Source organism: Roseiconus lacunae, from assembly GCF_008312935.1.
GTDB classification, from domain to species: domain Bacteria; phylum Planctomycetota; class Planctomycetia; order Pirellulales; family Pirellulaceae; genus Stieleria; species Stieleria lacunae.
Genome location: NZ_VSZO01000010.1, coordinates 505202 through 524504, shown reverse-complemented (window position 1 = coordinate 524504; position 19303 = coordinate 505202). Strand labels below are relative to the sequence as shown.

Below are 19303 nucleotides of genomic sequence, written 5' to 3'. Positions count from 1 at the left end.
TGTTAAGGTCCACTGCTCATCGAGTCCATTCCGGGCTCGTATAGATCGTCACCGCTTTGATCCATGTCTTCGTAGCCCATCTCGTCACCGTAACCGCTTTGGTCATAGCCGTTGTTGCGGTTGTTCCTGCCCATCGCGTAAGCGGCCGCAACTTGGGTGACGATTGGCGTCAAACCGTTGACCAGGTTGTCCATCTGGGCATGCATTTCCCGAGCGTTTTGAGCGTCGAGGGCTGGCTGCGTGAAGCCGTTGATTATCACCGTGATCATCGTCGCTTGGCCCTGCGAAAGCAGTGAACCGTCCGGCGTTTCGGCGAGCCAGGCTTTCCACTTGTCAAGCTGTTCTTTCAAGCCACCTTCGGGGCCGCCGGCCTGGATCCACGCCCCTTCGACCTTTTCGTATTCGGCTGGAATAGCGAGGTCACCAAATTTGGACAGCACCGTCGCTTTTCCGTTTTCTTCACCGACGACTTCAAATTCCATCTCAGCGATCCCAACGGTCTCGCTGAGGTCAGAAAGACTGGCAAGGTACGGCGCAAGCTTGCTATCGAGATTGACGATCCATTGGCGAAGCGGCTGAGTACCCAAGTCCTCCAATTTTAGCTCCTGTGGGTCAAAGCCATCACGGATCGCGCCACCGAGGGACAACATCAACTTCTTGATCATGTCTCGATTGACGTCGTCCATGTTCGCCAGACGCGGGTAGGAGAACAGCCATCGTTGACGGGTCACGATCAATTCGCCGATTGAATGAATCGAAGCAAGCGTCTGTTGAGTGCCAGTGGGATCAAGTTTGCCAACGGTCTGCTTCACCAGTTGTTCAATTTCCACTTGGTAGCTCGGAGGCAGCGAATCAAACGCGGTGATCAACATGTGCCCATTGCGAAACTGGTTCGCTTGCCATTCAAGTACGGACAAAATGTCGCCCGACCCGGAGTATGGTGCGTAGGTGGCGACCGAGGGTGGCTCGGGAAGCGGGGTCGGCGCGGGGGCGGCGGCCTCTTTCGCATCTGCTTCGATCAACGAGCGGCTTTCGGTCCGCCGACGTTTTTGTTCTTCTTCTAGTTGCCGGGCTTGGATACGGCTTTCGGCGATCAATTGATCCATCGAAACCGACAGGCGACGGCCACCTGGCATTTCTAGAACGACGTTGTTGCCCCACAGACCAATAAAGTCAGCTTCGATGGTGCGTTTACCATACAGGTCGGTCCATCGTTCGCCAGCCTGTGCGGAATGGGGCCAAGTGCTACCGAGCAGCACGCCGCACAGAATCAAAAGAGGCAGGATCAAAATGCGGTGGGATGGAAAACCGAACGCAACAGCAATCGCGGTTGGTGAAGATTGCTTGAGTCGACGGGTTCGATAAGTCATGTCGATTTCGGATGACGAAGTTCTAGGGAATTATTCGGCGGCGGATCGGCAGTTCACGACGAGACGCGCCGGACTCCAGTATATTGCGTGAAGGCGAAGATTACTGCCGCTTTTTTTGAGGGAAGTTGACGTTCCGCTCAACGAAAGCTGACTTTTCGGCCTTTTAATCGCATGATGGGTGTCGTCGTCGCGTCGTGACCCCGATGAATAGTAGACGCGTCGCGGCGAACGCGCATCGGTTCGGGGCGTTTTCGTCGGCGAACTCGTTTTCACGCCTGATCGGAGAATGTTGTGCTCAGTTCGGACAGCCCCCAAATGAGCCAAACGGATTCTGAATTCCAATCGTTGCGGGAAAAGTTCTACAACGCGACCGTGATCGAGAGGATCGACTGTCACGAGAACTTGGCGAGATTCCGCATCCGACCGGACAATGGCGTGCCCGCGTTTATCGCCGGGCAATACGTGACGTTGGGGCTGGGATACTGGGAACCTCGATTGTCGGGGACCCAAGTCGAAAACGTGCCGGAGAAGAAACGTCACAAGCTGATCCGTCGGGCATACTCGATCTCCTGCCCGCTGCTTGATGATGACGGGCAAGTCGCGTCCATCGATTCGCTCGATTATCTGGAATTCTATATCACCTTGGTCCGCGCTTCGTCGTCACCCGACCAGCCACCTCCGGCGTTAACGCCGCGTCTGTTCGAATTACAGGCCGGTGACCGTGTCGAAGTCGGCAAAAAAATCGTCGGCAAGTACGTCGTCGGCGAGGTCGATCCCGATGCAACCATTTTGATGTTGGGAACGGGAACGGGCGAAGCTCCCCACAACGCGATGACCGCCTCGTTACTGGCCGCGGGACATCGGGGGCGCATCGTCAACGCGTGCTGCGTTCGGTACCTCGGTGATCTTGGATACTATCCACGGCACTTGTTGCTGATGAACCATTTTTCGAATTATCGGTATTTGCCTTGCACCACTCGTGAGCCGATCAACATCGACCCGTCGATGCCCGGGTATGTTGGAAAGCAATACTTGCAAGACTTGTTCACCAGCGGCAAACTTGCCGAAGCCGCCGACGACCCGTTAAGCCCCGAAAACACGCACGTGTATTTATGCGGCAACCCGGACATGATCGGTTATGTGCCACCCGGGGGTGACCCGCCGGCGACTCCGGGGTTGCTTCCGTTATTGGAATCTGCCGGATTCCTGCCCGCCGACCACGATCATGAATCAGGGCCGGGGCGAATTCGGTTTGAAAAATATTGGTAGCCAAACTTTTGGCAGCCAAATCGCTGGTGGCCAACGACAGGCTTCTCTTGACCATTCTCTAGGAAATCTCAGACACCATGGATCTTTCACACAACACGATCGCACTGATTCTTGGCGGCGGTCGTGGAACGCGTCTCTTCCCGTTGACCAAGATTCGTGCGAAACCGGCCGTCCCGTTGGCCGGTAAGTATCGTTTGATCGACATCCCGATTTCAAATTGCATCAATAGCGGACTTCGCCGCGTGTTCGTTTTGACGCAGTTCCTTTCGGTCAGCTTGCACCGCCACTTGCGGCAAACCTATCGTTTCGATCACTTCACCGGCGGCTTTGTCGAGTTGTTGGCCGCCCAGCAAACCGTTGACGAGGGCACCGATTGGTACCAAGGCACCGCCGACGCGGTTCGTAAAAACCTTCGTTACATCGATCAGCCTGACATCAAGTACGTCTTGATCCTCTCGGGTGACCAACTGTACCGGATGGATTTCCGTGACATGATGCAAACACACATCGACTCCGGTGCCGACGCGACCATCGCCGGCATCCCGGTCGATCGTAAAGACGCCAGGTCGCTGGGCATCATGCAACTCAATGACGACGGACGTGTCACCGGCTTTGTCGAAAAGCCCCAAACCGAAGAAGACATCGCCAAAGTCCGTATGGACCCGTCTTGGATCGATGCACGTGGCATCCCCAGTAATGGACGCGACTGCCTGGCCAGCATGGGCCTTTACATCTTCAACAAAGACGTCATGGTCGATCTTCTCGAAGGCAACACGCATGAGGACTTCGGCAAAGAGGTTTTTCCGGGGGCAATCGATTCCCGCAAAGTCAACGTCCACCTCTTCGACGGATACTGGGAAGACATCGGAACGATCCGGGCGTTTTACGAAGCGAACTTGTCGCTGGCGAGTGAAGCACCACCGTTCCAACTCGGCCGTGCCGACGCACCGATTTATAGCCGTCCAAGATTCTTGCCGCCTACCGTGATGGGCGACAACGTCAACATCCGTGGTAGCTTGATCGCCGATGGTTGCCACATCGGTAGCAACGTCACGATCGAAAATAGCGTGATCGGGTTGCGAACCGTCATCGGTGACAACGTGACGATCAAAGACACCGTCGTCATGGGGGCCGACTACGTCGAAGACGATCGTGACCCCAATGCCGCCGAAGTGCCGACAGGGATCGGTGCCGGTAGCACGATCAAGGGCGCGATCCTTGATAAAAACAGCCGCGTCGGAACGAACGTGACCATCGTCAACGAGCAAGGTCACGACAGCTTTGGCGAAGACGAGGACTTGCAAGTTCGTGACGGTGTTTCGATCGTGATCAAAAACGGTTCGATCCCGAATAACTTCAAGTTCTAGCGTCTCGGATGCAAGTTGACCTCGTTTGGTGGCTTCACGTGTCAGCGAGAACGTTTCGGCTCGTCACGAAAATTTCGTGATCGACTCCTCGCTGACGCGTTTCAGTGTGACTCGCTGACGCGTTTCAGTGCTATTCGCTGCGAGGCGATTTCGTTGCGTCGAAATACTCTTGCAGGGTCTTGTACTCCGTAGCGTCCTTGATTTTCGCGTACTCGAACAAGCCGCTCGAGTTTTCGTTATCGACTTTCCACATGTCGAAATCGAACCGAAGGACAAATTGATAGTCGTCGGGCAGGTCCAAACTTCCGTTCTGTCGCAGCATCTCTGTCAGATTGACGCGTAACCGAAGCGGTCGGATCGGTTCTCGCTGGGTGATCCAAAGGTCCCATCGAACGTCGTCGTCTTGGACCCCGACGAAATGAATAGCGGCCGTCTTGCCGCGAAAGGGTTTCCGATCGGCAATTTCGACCGACTTCATCCCGCTTAAGAGCGACAGTGACGGATCGACACCGGCGAGGCTGAGTGCGAGCACCGGTTCGGGGTAGGGCCCCATCGGAAACGGTAGCTCGAACACAGCGTGCTGCATCTTTAGGGGCTGTTCAAGCGAAGTGAACGCGGACGGCGTAATCGCGATCGTCGCGGTCGTTTCGTTGTTGTAAATCCGCGTCCGTTGTTGTTCGCTTTTGTAGTAGACGGTGAACTGGTTGGGGGCCGTCGAGGCGATTTGGTAGCTCGATTCTTTGGATCCGATCACCGCCCCTTCGATAATCGTTTCCTCGGCAACCTTGATCGTCGTTCGCGTCGATTTAGCTTGCCGAAGCCGATCGAGCAAGGCGTCGATCGCTTCGACGGTCTTGTCGTCAATTGCCGGCGGCTCTTCTGCGGGTTGAACCGGATCTTGCGAGTCGGAGTCGTCGGTCTTGTCTGCTGCCGTGATGTCCGCAACGGTGGTTTGTTCTGCGTCCTGGGCTGGGGCAACGATCGGCATGCAAACAAGCAGAGTTCCTGCAAGCAGAATCGGGCAGGAAAACAGCATTGGGTTAAATTTCACGAAATCTATCTCAACATTCGTGCGAGGGACGGGGTGGTGTTTTAAGACTTTTCACCGACGCCATGTGGTTGATCTGAAAGATGGGCCGAACCGGTACGCCAGTGCAGTCGTCGCAGTCAATGCCGCTGACGCTCTGACCGGCATAGCGGATGGAAGCACGATTTTCTAGGATTCGCGCATTGGAATAGCGTTCTAGTTTGACCAACTTGCCTCATAAAAGCGAATCAGCCGTGGGTACGAACGAAAAGACGACCGAAGATCGCAGCATTTCGCGGATCGGCCGACTTGCGTGGGGCACAATCGTTGCCGCGATGCTGTTACGTTGGTTAGCCCAACCGCCACTGGCGGTCTGGCCGTTAGTGTTCGTCGCGGTGGTGCCATTGTTGATGTTTGCCAAGGCAGCGCTGCTCACCCGACGCCATCTGCTGGCATTGTTTTTCGTCGCGACTGCTTATTGGGCGGGCTCACTTCAAGGATTGCGGCATGCCAACCCGCTGCTCTACCCGTGTTGGGTAGTCCTTTCGGCTTACCTCGCCAGTTACAGCGTCCTGTTTGTCATCTTGGTGCGGAGAAGCGACCGGTGGCGATGTCCGGTGTGGATCGCCGCGCCGGTGCTTTGGGTGGGCCTGGAGTGCCTGCGGAACTATTTCTTAACGGGGATTTCCGTGTTGATGCTCGGGCATAGTTTAGCGAATGTCCCCGAGCTGATCCAAATAGCCGACTTGGCCGGAACGTATGCCGTGTCGTTCATGATTGTAATCGTCAACGCCGCCGTTTTTCAAACGATCACCTGGAATCGTCAACGAACAACGCCTCAGCAGACGGATCACCAATCGGCCGAACATCGGCAGCTGATCGTTGCTTGGGTTTTGGCGGTGACCGTCGTTCTATCGACAATCGGTTACGGGCGTTATCGACTCAATCAACCGACCCGGTCAAGCGATACCGTGATCGCATTGATCGGCCGGAATGAACCGATTGAGTACGTCCAAACGAAAGAACGAGAACTGGAGATTTTTCAGGGTTACTTGCAGCAATCCATTCGAGCGACGCAAGCGACCGAAGACGCGATCGATGCAATCGTTTGGCCCGAATCAATGATGACCGGATCACTGCCCTGGGTGATTGGTGATGGCAATGCCGAGCAAGCCCGGTTGCATGGCGTTCCGATGTCCGAGGTCACCGCGTGGCTGCAACAGCAACGTCAACGTTATCTCTTTCGTGCCGCCAACGTTTTACGATTGCTCGCCGAAGCTAACGGACCAACCCGGTCACCGCCACATCTGATCGGCGGAAACGCAGTGCTCGATTACAGCGGCACACCACGTGGTTATAGTGGCTTAGTTCATTTGACGCCGGACGCCCAAGTCGACCAGTGGTACGGAAAGATGCATCTGGTGATGTTCGGTGAATACATTCCACTGGTGAAGTCGATTCCCTGGGTTCGCGAGTTTGTGCCGCCCGGAATGGGCATCGACCGCGGCGACGGTCCCAAGGTTTTCCGTGTCAACGATTTAACGCTCAATGCCAATATCTGTATCGAAACCGCCGTTGAACGAGTCTCGATCAACCACTTCCGCGAGCTTCGAAACCAGCACCAACCGTTGCCAGATTCTATCGTCACGGTAACGAATGATGGATGGTTCGACGATTCCAGCGTGATCGAACACCACAAGCGATGTGCCCAATTACTCGCCGTCGCGTGTCGTCGCCCAATTCTCTCTTCGGCAAACAACGGGCCGACAGTTTGGATCGATAGTACCGGGCAGGTGGTCGAAGAATTGCCGCGAGGCAGCGAAGGGCATGTCCTGGCGAATCCACAAATCGACGACCGGACCAGCCTGGTCGTATTGATCGGTGACTGGCCGGCGCGGATTTGTGCCGGGCTGGCGATCTTGGCGGCGTCCTGGCGACGGCGTGAGTCAGCGTAGCATCGCCCTTGGTTCTTGCCACAACTCACCGTTAACGGCACCCAGGACGCCGCACCGGCCAGTGTTTCAATCGGTTCAGTTGAATCGTGTAGATTCGTCTCACCGGTAGCCATTTCGACTCTTCGTTCCCCAAGTTTTTTGTCATGCAAATGAGACTCCGAGGTCAGCACCCAACCGTCGAATCCTTGAGCACGCGTCAGAAGGCGCTCGAGGTGAACTTGGATCAGCGTCGTTACGGGACGTTTGCTGAAATTGGCGCCGGACAAGAAGTCGTGCGTTGGTTCTTCCGTGTCGGCGGTGCTTCGGGGACGATCGCCAAGAGCATGTCGGCCTACGATATGAAGGTAAGCGACGCGATTTATGGTCGAGCGTCACGCTATGTGTGCCGCGAACGCTTGGAATCGATGTTGGATTATGAGCACAAGCTGAATATCGATCGATTGCGTGAATCGCGTGGTGATACGACGGCTTTCTTTGCGTTTGCCGATACCGTTTCGGCCCGAAATTACCACGGGACCAATCATTGTCATGGTTGGATGGGGATCAAATTCCAAGCCCACCCACGCGACGACGATAGCCAGATCATCATCCATGTCCGAATGCTTGATGATGATGCCGCGCTCCAACAAGAAGCGTTGGGCATCGTTGGCGTTAATCTGGTTTATGGGGCGACGATGCTGAACCATGAACCGGAGTTGCTGGTCGATTCACTGCTTGATGGCTTGACGACATCGCGGATCGAAATCGACATGATCGAATTCTCGGGAATTGGATTTCGACATGTCGACAATCGATTGATGAGTCTAAAGCTGGTCGAACTTGGACTGAGCGGTGCGGCAATGTTTGCCGCCAACGGCGAAGTGCTTCAGCCATCGGAATATTTTTATCGCAAAGCGATTTTGGTCGAACGTGGCAGTTTTCGTCCTGTTTGCAACGTCAATCTTGACATGCTTCGCAGTGCAAACGAAAAGTTTTCCGCCCAACCGAACGTCAAAGGCAAAGAGATCGCACCGGTGATGGAAATTACCATGAATAATCTCAAGGCGGAGGGCCAAATTGACTTACGTGATTTCCTTGCCCGAGCCGATGTGATCGCGGCTTGCGGAATGCCCGTGTTGATTTCCGACTATTTTCAGTACTACCGATTAGCGGCATACTTGAACGGACTGACCAAGGAATCGATTGCGATCGTGATGGGCGCCGCAAGTATGAAAGACCTGTTCGACGAACAGTATTACACGGGCCTTCAAGGTGGGGTCTTGGAATCGTTCGGTCGGTTGTTCAAGAATGACTTGAAGGTCTTTTGCTACCCGCTTCAAAACCAGCAAACCGGCGAATTGGAGACGAGCGATAACCTGGAAATCAAACCTGAGATTCAGCAACTCTATAACTACTTGCGAGACCGAGGTGATATCGTCGCACTCGATAACTATGATCCCAACAGCCTTGGGATCTTTTCACGCGACGTACTCAAACGCATCAGGAACGGTGACGAAACCTGGCAGTCGATGGTCCCACCGGCGGTCGCCGAAGTCATCAAATCGAAGTCTTATTTTGAATACGAGCCAAGCTGATCGGCGGGCGATGGGCGTTGGCCCTGGTGATTGCACAGAAACCGTGGCGAACGCCATTCGGCTAATCCAGATTTCAGATGTTGACGAAACTTTAGCCGTGGACTTGGTCGTTGGTTGGCTTGACGATTGGTGCCCGACGCTGGCGCGTGCGACTGATGTGATTCGTCATTTCGATTCGGTTTCGGCCGATCCCAGCCCGACGATCTCCAACAACCGCAGCGCGTTCGTCGTCGGGCTGACTCCGGATCGCATTTGATAATCAAACGTCATCTGCTCGTTGCCCTCGGCATCCGGCGTGATTGTTTCGCGAAAGTGGACGATTTCGGAAACCGCTTGTAACTCCGGCTCGTCGGCAAGTTCTAAATCGTGAGTGCTGATCGCACCGATCGCACCGCACTGGAGTAGGTGACGCAGGACTTGTGTAACGGCGATTTGTCGTTCGCGCGAGTTCGTCCCTTGTAGGATCTCATCGAGCAAGAACATCGACGTGACGCCGTTTTGATCTGCCAGCAGGCGGGCCCGGTCGACGACGCCCTTCAAACGCTTCAGTTCGGCCATGTAGAAGGAAACACCCTCGGCCAAGTTGTCACGGACACGGATGCTAGTGGACAACTCGATTGATGGCATCGTCAATTCCCTCGCGCAGACGGGGCAGCCGGCACCGGCGAGTGCGATGTTCAGTCCGGCGCTTCGCAGCATCGTGCTTTTGCCTGACATATTGCTTCCCGTCACCAGCAATACCTTCCCCGGTGGGCCGATCGTGACGTCGTTGCAAACCCGGGCGTCATCGGGAAGCAGCGGATGCCCCAGCCCGACCGATCGAAAGCTCAGCGCTGCGTTGTCTCTTTTGGCAGATTCGACCCAGTTTGGGAAAACCCAGCTCGGGTTTTCGTCGCAAACGGCGGCCAATGACATCAGTGCCTCGACTTCACCAAACGCATCAAACCAACTCGGCACACTGTCACGATACTTCTCTTGCCAAGCTTCCAGTTTCGCAAAGACGCGTACGTCCCAGAGTGCAAACGCCTGGAGTGGCAGATACAGTAAGAACGTTGATGCCGAGGTTCGAAGCGAACCCAACCAGGCGACTCGTCCCAGATCCTTCATGCCTTGGCGTGCGGACTGTTCGGGTGCGTCGAGCAATACTTGGTGTAGATGCTCGAGCCGTCGGTCATCGTCACCTTTGCGGTCGTCTTCGACCAACCAATTTGCCGCCGAAAACAGTTCTCGATACTCGTCCACGCTTTGGCGACTCGACATCGCGATTGAAAAAATCTGATGAACGGGGCCTAGCATCACGGTCGTAATTAGCATGTTGACCACGATGATTAGAACGAGCGAGGCGAGGGCAATCTTGGCGTTCCCAGCATCGATCAATTCGAGTCGGAAGGCGACCAAAGCGGCGATCAGAATGATCGACAAAAAGGCAGAAACCTTCGCCCACGGAATCATCCACCGTTGTTTGTCCAACCACGGATCGCTCTGCGACCAACGGATGAACTCGTCCGGATCGCCCGTCCCGCGGCCGACATCGCTGGCCAGGGAATAAAATCGCATCCGCTGTTCACGTTTGCCGGCCAAACGCCGCACCGCGTCACTGCGTAACCGGGCGACATCGGCTTTTGCCGGGCTGGTCAACCAACCGGCAAGCGTGCGTACGCCAACCGTCGTGCCCGCCATCGACACGAACTGAAAAAGCGACGTTTTGCCAAGTAGGTCCAGGTCATCGGCGACGTCTTTTTGATGCTCTTCAAGCTCAACGGTCTGCAATCGCTTTCGCGCCGTTTTCCAGTCAAGTTCGTCCCAGCGCCGTTTACATCGAGCGATTAAACGGCGGATCACCTCGCAGTTCTGTTCCTCCACCGCCATCGCATCGTTGACCGGTTCGTTCAATACCGCCACGACAAAAAAGCAGCCGATCAATCCCCACCCGACATACAGCACACCCCAGCCGACGTCGCCGAAGTACCCCAGTAAGATCAAGGCGGCGGCGATCGTAAACAAGATCAGCCTGGCTCTGGAAAACTGCGTGTCCTTTCGCCGTAACGTGTCCAGTCGTAGTGTCGCCGCTTCGAGACGTCGCTCATAAAAAGTCAATGCCGGAAGACTGTCGGCCGATTGTGGGGCGACCGCATCGGCGACGGTCGTTTGCTTCGATTCCATAGTCATGTTTGTGTTGGACGGCGACCGGTCAATTCACTTCCAATCGCCCGGAACTGCGCGTTGAGGCTGATTGGTCCCATGCGCGTCCTCTGACGACCTTGACCGCGACGCGATCTTCTAAGTTTGGCCGGAAGATCGTCAGCAACAGCAGCGGCAAGAACCACGCGATGAATAGACCACCGCCATAACCATGCCAAAACTGAACGGCGACCATCACGGCGGCAGAGCATCCGATCAAGGTGCCGAGGTTCTTGGACGAAGGCCAGGCGGCAAATAACGAACTGAGGATTCCAAACGCGACGATCACCGGTAATCGCCATCGCGCGTCCCAGCCAAGCCCCCAAATTCCGCGCGGCTCTTTCGTCGGCGCAAACAGGCCGAACATCCGTCGCAAATGATCGATTAGCGAATCGGTTCCGCTGAAGCTAAGAATCGCGATCAGGATTGCAAGTGTGGCGATCACACCGACGGAGAATGGACGCACTCCCTTTCGCCAGTAAAAACTGTACCAGAGGGGCAGAAGGAACAGCGGGTAATACACCAGGCCCGCGGCGAGGCCCAGAAACATCCCGCTGACCATCGGGCGACGATACGAAAGGATCGCCCATAACAGCAACGCGGCCGGTAGCGCATGATCGACCCGTCCGGTGTACTGCGCCGTGTACGGCACGATCAGATACAGCAGCGCGCAACCGACACCGCTGCGGAGGTTTCCGAAGTGCCGATTGCCAATCAAGATCAAGCCCACGACGATGGCCAGGTGGGCGGTGATCGCCAAGACTTTCGTGAGGATAGTCGACGAGCGTTTGCTAAGGCTGAGTTCGTCCGCCGTCGGAGCCCGTTCGCCGCCGAGCGCCGAACTGACAGGACGCGTCGTGATCGTGGGTAATTGATGCATCAACACATAGCCGGGCCCAAGCTCGGGGCCCTGCCACACACGCACTCGCGGGGTACTGGTGGCAACGTTAACCATCATGAAAATAAACATCGAAATGCTGATGAAATACGATCCGCCGACAGTCAGGTTCGGATCGAGCATCGGGCGGCGGTTCATCACCGGATCCACCATTAGCCGAACCAAGATCAGTAGCTCGACCAGAAATAGCCAGATGAAGCCGGCACGCTGCAGGCGTTTGGCGGCCTGTTCGGCGTCGGTTTCGATCTGCTCGGGATGCAAGGTCGTCGACTCCAGACGCTCGTCAAGCGCTTCCGGTTCGGTTCGCAGAGGAAGCTTCGTTTCTTCTTGAATCCGCGGCGGTGGGGCTACGACCGGAGGTGTGGCTGCATCGGAATTTGTCCGTGCCCCCGAATCATTCGCTTGAGCATCGGGGGAAGCATCCGCCGCTCGTGGCGTCAGGGTCGTCGACACCAACGTGGAGGCACTCTCAAACGCGCTCGAACGCGTGTCGTAGTGGTCCTGAATCGCGATTTCACCCGATTCCATTTCACGAAGGTGCCGTCGGCGACCTTCCTGAACCATCAATAGTCCAGGCGCCAACATCAACAGCAGGACAATGTCCAGGTTGCGGACGCTCCAAAACCGATGAAAGACAAAGTACAAACCGATCGTCAGAAATGACGACAAGTAGACCCATGTCGTGGGGTTTGGCCGTTCGTAAAAAAGCAGAAACTCGCTCATGTAACGCCACTGGCGGTGTCCTACCGCCCGCCTCGGTCAAACCAGATAGAAGAATCGCAAGAAAATCACCCGGGCGAGAACGCCCTAGCATACGTGCCACGACCGAACGTGAAAACCATGATCAAAGTTGAAAACTTGCCAGATCTTCATCGATCGGAGTCACCGTGAATTCGCCGCTCAACAAAACGCCAGATCAAACAAAACGCCGGATCAGTAGTTCAGCGGGCTCAGGGTTTCCACGTTAAGATCACCACGCCAAGCAAGATCACACCTACGCAGAGTGACTTGGCTCGAAAATTTGCTTCACTGAGCGCCGACGCCCCAAACGCCAACGCGACAACCACGCTGCAACGACGCACCACACTGACAACGGAAACCATCGCGTCGGGATCTGATAAGGCGATGAAATAAAAGGCATCAGCCGCAATCAATAGGGGGCTGACGAGCGCAATGCTGCGACGCCAATGAAATACGGCTGGCGTACCATCCGGCGATCGGATTTCACCGCGTCGACTGGCCCGATGCCACCAGAGCGCCAACGGGACCATCACCGGCACCAAGTAAACGGTGAACCATGCCTGCAACGTGATCGGTTCGAGACGTTGCAACAGCCACTTGTCGTAGATGCTGCTGCAGGAACCGAGTAAGGTCGCGATGACCATCAAAAGCACCGAGCGGTCGCGAAAAAAACGAACCCCCTCGCGGCGACCGACCAAGGTGAAGCACCAAAATCCAAACAAGACGATCAGCATCCCCGCCCACTGGATCGGTCGAGGACGTTCACCGAGAAGCGAAACCGCAATCAAAATCGTCCAGAACGGACTGGTTGCCCGTATCGGAGCACCAATCGACAACGGCAAGTGTTTCAATGCCGTGAATGCCAGCGTCCACGATGCCCCGACAAGCAGGCTTTTGGCCAAGACCAAACCGTGCTGCGACCACGATAAGGATTTGATTCGCAACCAATCGGCTTGAATCAAGTCCGGCGTGATCACCGACACTGTCATCAGCGGTAGGTACAACACAGCGCCAATCGAGACGCTGCAGAGCAGTACGATCGGCACCGCGTTTTTATTGACCGCCATCTTCTTGGCGCTATCGTAAAATCCTAATAGCAGCGCCGAGATCACGCTTAGAAACATCCAAGTCAACATGATCGTATCGACAGCATAAAAACGAAAGAGGACAGCATAAAAACAAAAACAGCCGCCGCGCAAACGTCATTGGTTCACGCGGCGGCCGGCGGATAATTCAGTGCAATCGGGGGGAAGTGATCGCAAGTCCCGGGGGTAGCCCGGAAGGCGATGCCTAGTTCAAAGCCTTTTTGACTTCACCCATTACAGCAGCGACGTCGACTTCATCGGCCGACTTGAACGAGTGCGATGCGACGACTTTGCTATTCGATGCGACAACGACGGTGACGGCAGCATCTTCGTTGATTTTGTACGAACTAGGTCCGGTCTCGTGGTCGGTCGCCACAACAAAAGGAATGTTCTTTGCGTTCGTCTTCGAAGCGAACTTGCTCGCCGACTCCTTCAATTTCGACTCGTCCTTTCCAAGCATCGTGACCAATCCCTTCAACTTGGCATCTTCGTTGGCAGCGACGGCAGAATCGATTTCCTTGACCAAATTGCCAACCTTGCCTTCGGTGTCACGGGCGAACACCATCACCATCGGACGCTGACCATAACGGCAGCGATAGCACAACTTCTGGCCTTGCTCGACACCATCACCTTCGGCGCCGGCAACCTTGACGACATAGAACGCGCCGATGCCGTCACCCGACTGCAGGCAAGCTTCTCCTTCTTCGGCGTGAACCGACGAAACGGCAAAGAGTGCGAGAGCACAAACGGAAGCAAGAATACGGGACATGCGTGGAGTCTCCATCAAAGGTGGGAGGACAGTTTGAAAACGTCGATCGATTGGATTGAATCGACTTCGAGCGAAATGTTCGTCGGAGGCCCACACCCGCCACCGACGCGCACATTATCACTGCCGGCAAAGCCCCGGGAAACCCCGCACGCTGAATCTTTTGCGGCGGCATAGATTTCTTATTCCCGAATGAAACCGGGATTTCCGCCGCGAATCGATTCTCGCCACAGAAATCTTCACACGAAAATGAAGCAGAGCAAGCGAATTGCCCTTCAGTGTCGCACGCAAGACGATCCGACGAACGGTTCTTCGTCAGGATCGCCGCCCGCGTTTTGAGCAAGCTCAATTTGCTCGGACCTCATAAGGAATGTTGATCATTCGAAGCCGCCCCGGTCGCCTTAGGGTTGCATCAATATCAAGAACCAGGATGAGCCGAATCGCGTTAGCTCCGGTTTCTATGAAATAACCAGAGCTATCTCATGGCCACTGATGTGCCGGACCCCAACGTTTGGTCTTGACTGAGTTCCAGCCAATCTTCGTCCCAATCCGTCGTCTGGTCATTTAGTGTTTGCAAGCAAAGCAAAGCAGACAGAATCGCTTCCCCTTCTGCTTCGCCGGAGCTGGTCGAAGTGGCGGAGCTGGCTTGGGCCGCGAGCCGATTGAGAATAGATAACGCGTCACGTGGTGAGATCGTTCCATCGCGATTGACATCGTGTCGCCAGTCGATGTTGTCTGCGGAGCCGGATGCGATGCGATTGATCACTTTGAGTGCGTCTAACGGTGAAACGAGTCCGTTGCCGTTGGTATCCAGTGGGTTGGCTGCCGCATTCTGGGCGATCGTTAGTTCGGTCTGATTGACGTAGATTGGATCCAGCGGGCTAACGGTATTGGGTAACTGAACGTAGCTACCAAAGTTGACCGCGAAGAGCGGAAAATCGTTTTGGTCGATGAAGCCTGATCCGTCCAAGTCAACATACTCTGGGGCGACCGACGTTGGGTTTCCATACCAGTAGGCGAGTGTGGCGAAGTCGCGTATATCGACCACGCGATTGCCGTCAAAATCTCCGTCGATGCTAAAGAAGCGGTTGATGCGATCACCGACCAATCTGAATTCAGGCCCTGTCGTCAATTGGTCTGACAAAACGATCTGGTAACGTCCGTCGGGCATCTGATCGTGATCAAGGTGAATCAGGACCAGATCACCCGATGGGGCAAGTTCGATCTGATCGGATGCCAAAGCGATGGCGGTCGGTGATTCGGATCCGGATATCCCAAGCGTGGATAAACTGATGTCCCCCGGGGCCACTTGTTCGACAGGTGCCCCTAGCTTGATTTGGATCGTTCGAAGATCTGTCCGTTGAAGTTGCCAAGTCGTCGGCATCAAGCCATGCGGCAAGCTGGGCGGGTCTTGCCAGCCAACATTCAGCGAAACACGAGGCGGAGTGACCGGGTCACCGATGATTGTGCCGATTGCTTGCGACTGCGTTGCTAAGGTGTAAGGTCGGCCCAGCATTTCGAGTTCACGTGAACTATTCAGGTTGAATCGATTGACTGTCAGCAGTGTCCAGCGGGCATAGGCAAAATGATCTCCGTCGGCGAATGAGAACCCGAACACGTCCTCAAACGATTCGTCAGGGTCTTCGGCGGGGACGGCTTCGCTCGATACGACACCGTAATTCGAAGGTGTCTTAATCTCTAACATCGAATCGAATGATTCGCCGGACCCATAGACCGATAAAACCAGATCGCCACGTGAGGTGTAATCCAGGTCGCCGCTGGAGATATAGTCGCTTCGTAGTCCGTTTCGAGCGAGCGTCGCGTCGATATCGAACACCGTCGTCGTTGCCACCAGCGTCCACTGATCATCAACGAATTCTAAATCGATGTGATGAAGATCAAGTGCGGTGTTGCCGACCGCGAAGAGGTCGCCTTCTGAACTATCAAAATCTTCGTCACGAGCATCGACCATGGCGTTGGCATTCGTGATTCCGTGATAGCCAAGGAACGTTGCAGGGACGTCGCCGTCAACCAGCGCGGCCGGGTCGAGATCGATCTGGTATAGATAATCGTTGGTCAAGGCGAACATCGAGCCGTCTTCGAGAATTGCGATGTCGTTGAGCACTTGCGGGACATCAATTGTTCCCAAGACGTCGATGATCCCGGTCTGGTTATCGACGATCCCCAAGCGGTTGAATTCGTCGACCAGGTAAGTCACCGCGGGGGCATCATCTTCAAGCCGCGCGGCTGCGCCGTGCACGGGGCCAAACTCGGGAGCCGTGAGGACCGAGAGCACAACTTGCTCGTCGCGTTCGAGGATCGAGTCACGCATCGGTTTGACTCGCAAGCGAATCGTCGACTCTCCCGGATAAAACGTCGCAGTCCCATAGACCGGATCACCGGCGATCGCGTCATCGGCAGGCTCCGGCAAAAACAGTGTGTCGCGATCAAGTTCGTCGACGCTATAGTCGATCCCGTATTGGGCATCGCCGGAAAGTTCTAGCTTGACCGCCAGGAGCTCTTCGGTTTCGTCACGGGTAATCGTGTAAAGCAGTCCCTGAACGGAGTTCTCGTTAACTGCGGTCGGGGCCGTGATCGAAATCCCGACTTCTGCCGCCAGCAGACGCCGTTGCTCCAGTCGCTGCACCGCTAGCGACGTCCCGCGACGATTCCGGATCGCCGGCCGGCGATCGGTTCGACGTCTCAGAAATGCGGATCGAAGCCAGTTCATAATATTGGTTCCGGAGTGCTATCCCTTCCGGATGCAAAGCATAATTGGGGCAAAAGTGTGTGTGCACAAAACGCGCGGTCGGACGGCGAGGGTTCGGGCGATGCGGTAAACCACGCGGAGGGACACGAGGTTAGCTCGCCGGGTCTCCCTTTGACGCCCAAAATCCAGAAAAGTTGCTGGCAAAATTGTGGCGAAGCGGCGATTTCCCGCGCCGGCGCCCGCGGCGCCCGCGGCGCCCGCGGCGGCCCGGCCCAGCCCAGCCCGCAGCCCAGCCCGCCGCGATCACGAGGCGAAGAATCGAAGGCCATGACGCTCACATCGCCGATGAGGTGGGCGGCCCCGAAAGCTGGCGAACTGGTACCAGTGTTTCGTCAACACTTGAAATCACGACCAAACGAATGTCGCTGGCCACCATTTTGTGCAACAACCACGCGAACACGCGTCGGCTGATGAGCCGGACCCAAGCATTTCGTCTAGGCGGAGCTAGCGGTGCGAGATCAAGATCGATCTCAATTGAGGGTGGATCGTGCACCGGAGTGCTACCATCGGCAACACTCCGGTGCTGGCGAATTCGGCGTGGAGCGGCGTTTGAAAGACGGTTGACCCAGAAACCGTCGTTCATGCCGTATTGCTCCGGCCGCCCGATACAAATGAATGATCGAACGGGCAGCAAACGATTCCCGCAAAACGTTTGCTTACGCCTGAATTCACCTCTGTGCTAATGTTCGAATCGGCAGGGAGGGTCCAGGTTCGGATTGACATCTCCGGCCACGTGGCGGGATGCAGCCGAGGGTTCCAGGCCGGCAAGTGGCGTGCTCGGGACCGACCGTGATGAACTTGGGAGCTTCAATAGCTGGGACGCGGATCGGGTGTCAAGTGCATTCCCAGAAAGGTGTTCCCCAAACGCTGTGAAGTCAGTCTCGGGAGACCGGTCCATTCTCGATCACCGATATTCGTCGTCGGACTGCTCTTGTCCTGGTCTTCCGAATCGGATTACAAGCCACGAACCGAGTTCTCGCTTATTGATTGCCGACCACCCCACTTATCTCGCAGAACGGAAGATGCGACGACATCGATTTCAATACTTCGCCCCGCTCACCGTGCTTGCGGTAGCGTCGCCGGTCGCGATGGCCCTGCCGGTCGCGATGGCCCTGCTGGTCGTCTTGTCGGCCCCGGTCAAGGCTCAACTGCCAGATGATGCCCCGCCGTTGCCGGCCGACCCCGCGACGGTCGTTGCCGTGGTCGGTCAGTCGGCGATTCTTTGGGGCGACATTCACCCCAAAGTTGAAACGCGGATCAAGGAGGGGATCGCGAAAGCCGGCCAGCAAATCCCCGAAGCTCAACTGACGATGGTCAGGACCCAGCTCTCACGGGCGGCCTTGCGATCGGCGATTCAAAACAAGGTCATGAGCGAATGCTTCTTGCTTGAGCAAGTCGGAACGCAATCAGCCGACAAGCGTGAAGAAGTGAGCAACATGATGTCGCAACGGGCGCGGCAGTTGTTCTTTGAGAGCGAGCTGAAACAACTGAAAGAAAAGTACGCGACCGAAAGCCTGAACGAAATCGACGCCAAGCTTCGCGAATCGGGGACATCGCTGCAATCGCGTCAACGCGAATTTGCCGACCAGATGCTCGGTCACATGTTTATGAAAGAAAACATCGACCAAGACCCGAATGTCACGATCGCGGAAATCAAACGGTACTACGAAAAACACATCGACGACTATCGGCACGGTGCGAAAGCGAAGTGGGAGCAATTGTCCGTGTTGTTTAAGAACCATCCGACACGCCAAGCGGCGCTCGACAAGCTAACCGCGATGGGGCGGGACGTTTACTACTGGGAGCAGCTTAATTTGCTTCCCGAAAACGATCCTTCACGGAAAACGATGACCGATCGATTGACGGCGGTCGGTGGCATTAACTTCAACAAGAGCTGGGAGCAAACGGCACGCGCCGGAAGCGAGGAGTCCTATTCAGCCGATGGCGGACAGCACGACTGGACCACACAGGGTTCGCTCGCTTCGAAAGAACTTGATCAGCAGATTTTCAGCATGCCGATCAATAAGATGAGCGAGATCATCGAAGATTCCAATGGCTTGCATATCATCCGCGTGAAAGATCGCACACCGGCCGGCGTTACATCGCTGGCGGATGTTCAAGACGATATTCGTAAGGCGATCAAGAAGGAAAAGATCATGGCCGCCCAAGAGAAGATGGTCGAGCAAATGCAGAGCCGTGTGCCGGTCTGGTCGATCTACCCCGACGATTTTCCTGGCGCAAAACCGCTGCGAATTTCGGCTGCCCCACAAACCACGACCCAACGATAGCACCGCAGGCTT

The 19303-nt window shown here is 55.7% G+C and carries 12 protein-coding genes; 5 read left to right on the top strand and 7 right to left on the bottom strand.

The features are described 5' to 3' along the window. Window positions 1–2: 2 nt before the first annotated feature. Window positions 3–1370 carry a hypothetical protein gene (locus FYC48_RS15780; RefSeq protein ID WP_149497671.1) on the bottom strand — a complete coding sequence of 456 codons (1368 nt, stop codon included), beginning with the start codon at window positions 1368–1370 and terminating at the stop codon, window positions 3–5. Between the two features lie 315 nt (window positions 1371–1685). On the opposite strand from FYC48_RS15780, the gene FYC48_RS15775 reads away from it, so the two are divergent. Together FYC48_RS15775 and FYC48_RS15770 are read left to right on the top strand one after the other, a co-directional pair. Then, entirely contained in the window at window positions 1686–2639 is a 954-nt protein-coding gene (locus FYC48_RS15775) for a ferredoxin--NADP reductase (protein ID WP_149497670.1), read from the top strand. Window positions 2640–2716: 77 nt separating this feature from the next. Then, window positions 2717–4006 (top strand): glucose-1-phosphate adenylyltransferase, encoded by a 1290-nt coding sequence (locus FYC48_RS15770; RefSeq protein ID WP_149497669.1) that lies wholly within the window; start codon window positions 2717–2719, stop codon window positions 4004–4006. A gap of 130 nt (window positions 4007–4136) precedes the next feature. Here FYC48_RS15770 and FYC48_RS15765 read toward each other — a convergent pair whose 3' ends face one another. Then, a complete protein-coding gene (locus FYC48_RS15765; RefSeq protein WP_160149559.1) occupies window positions 4137–5042 on the bottom strand; it encodes a DUF2092 domain-containing protein in 906 nt (301 codons plus the stop codon). A gap of 245 nt (window positions 5043–5287) precedes the next feature. On the opposite strand from FYC48_RS15765, the gene lnt reads away from it, so the two are divergent. Beyond that, the gene (lnt, locus tag FYC48_RS15760) at window positions 5288–6988 is read left to right on the top strand and encodes an apolipoprotein N-acyltransferase (protein WP_149497667.1); all 1701 of its coding nucleotides are present in this window, start codon (window positions 5288–5290) and stop codon (window positions 6986–6988) included. 143 nt (window positions 6989–7131) lie between these two features. Beyond that, complete coding sequence (locus tag FYC48_RS15755) at window positions 7132–8562, top strand: TonB-dependent receptor (protein ID WP_230778186.1); 1431 nt, start codon at window positions 7132–7134, stop codon at window positions 8560–8562. A 165-nt stretch (window positions 8563–8727) separates the two neighbouring features. Here FYC48_RS15755 and FYC48_RS15750 read toward each other — a convergent pair whose 3' ends face one another. From FYC48_RS15750 to FYC48_RS15730, 5 genes are all read right to left on the bottom strand, one after another. Continuing rightward, window positions 8728–10725 carry a MutS family DNA mismatch repair protein gene (locus tag FYC48_RS15750; protein ID WP_160149558.1) on the bottom strand — a complete coding sequence of 666 codons (1998 nt, stop codon included), beginning with the start codon at window positions 10723–10725 and terminating at the stop codon, window positions 8728–8730. Between the two features lie 28 nt (window positions 10726–10753). After that, window positions 10754–12364, bottom strand: coding sequence for a hypothetical protein (locus FYC48_RS15745; protein ID WP_149497664.1), 1611 nt, complete (start codon window positions 12362–12364; stop codon window positions 10754–10756). A gap of 227 nt (window positions 12365–12591) precedes the next feature. Next, the gene (locus FYC48_RS15740; protein ID WP_230778177.1) at window positions 12592–13518 is read right to left on the bottom strand and encodes an EamA family transporter; all 927 of its coding nucleotides are present in this window, start codon (window positions 13516–13518) and stop codon (window positions 12592–12594) included. Window positions 13519–13672: 154 nt separating this feature from the next. Continuing rightward, entirely contained in the window at window positions 13673–14236 is a 564-nt protein-coding gene (locus FYC48_RS15735) for a hypothetical protein (protein WP_149497663.1), read from the bottom strand. A gap of 472 nt (window positions 14237–14708) precedes the next feature. Further along, the gene (locus FYC48_RS15730; RefSeq protein ID WP_149497662.1) at window positions 14709–16964 is read right to left on the bottom strand and encodes a dockerin type I domain-containing protein; all 2256 of its coding nucleotides are present in this window, start codon (window positions 16962–16964) and stop codon (window positions 14709–14711) included. A gap of 1061 nt (window positions 16965–18025) precedes the next feature. Between FYC48_RS15730 and FYC48_RS15725 the strand changes: the two genes are divergently transcribed. Further along, window positions 18026–19291, top strand: coding sequence for a peptidylprolyl isomerase (locus FYC48_RS15725; protein ID WP_235034274.1), 1266 nt, complete (start codon window positions 18026–18028; stop codon window positions 19289–19291). Window positions 19292–19303: the final 12 nt, after the last annotated feature.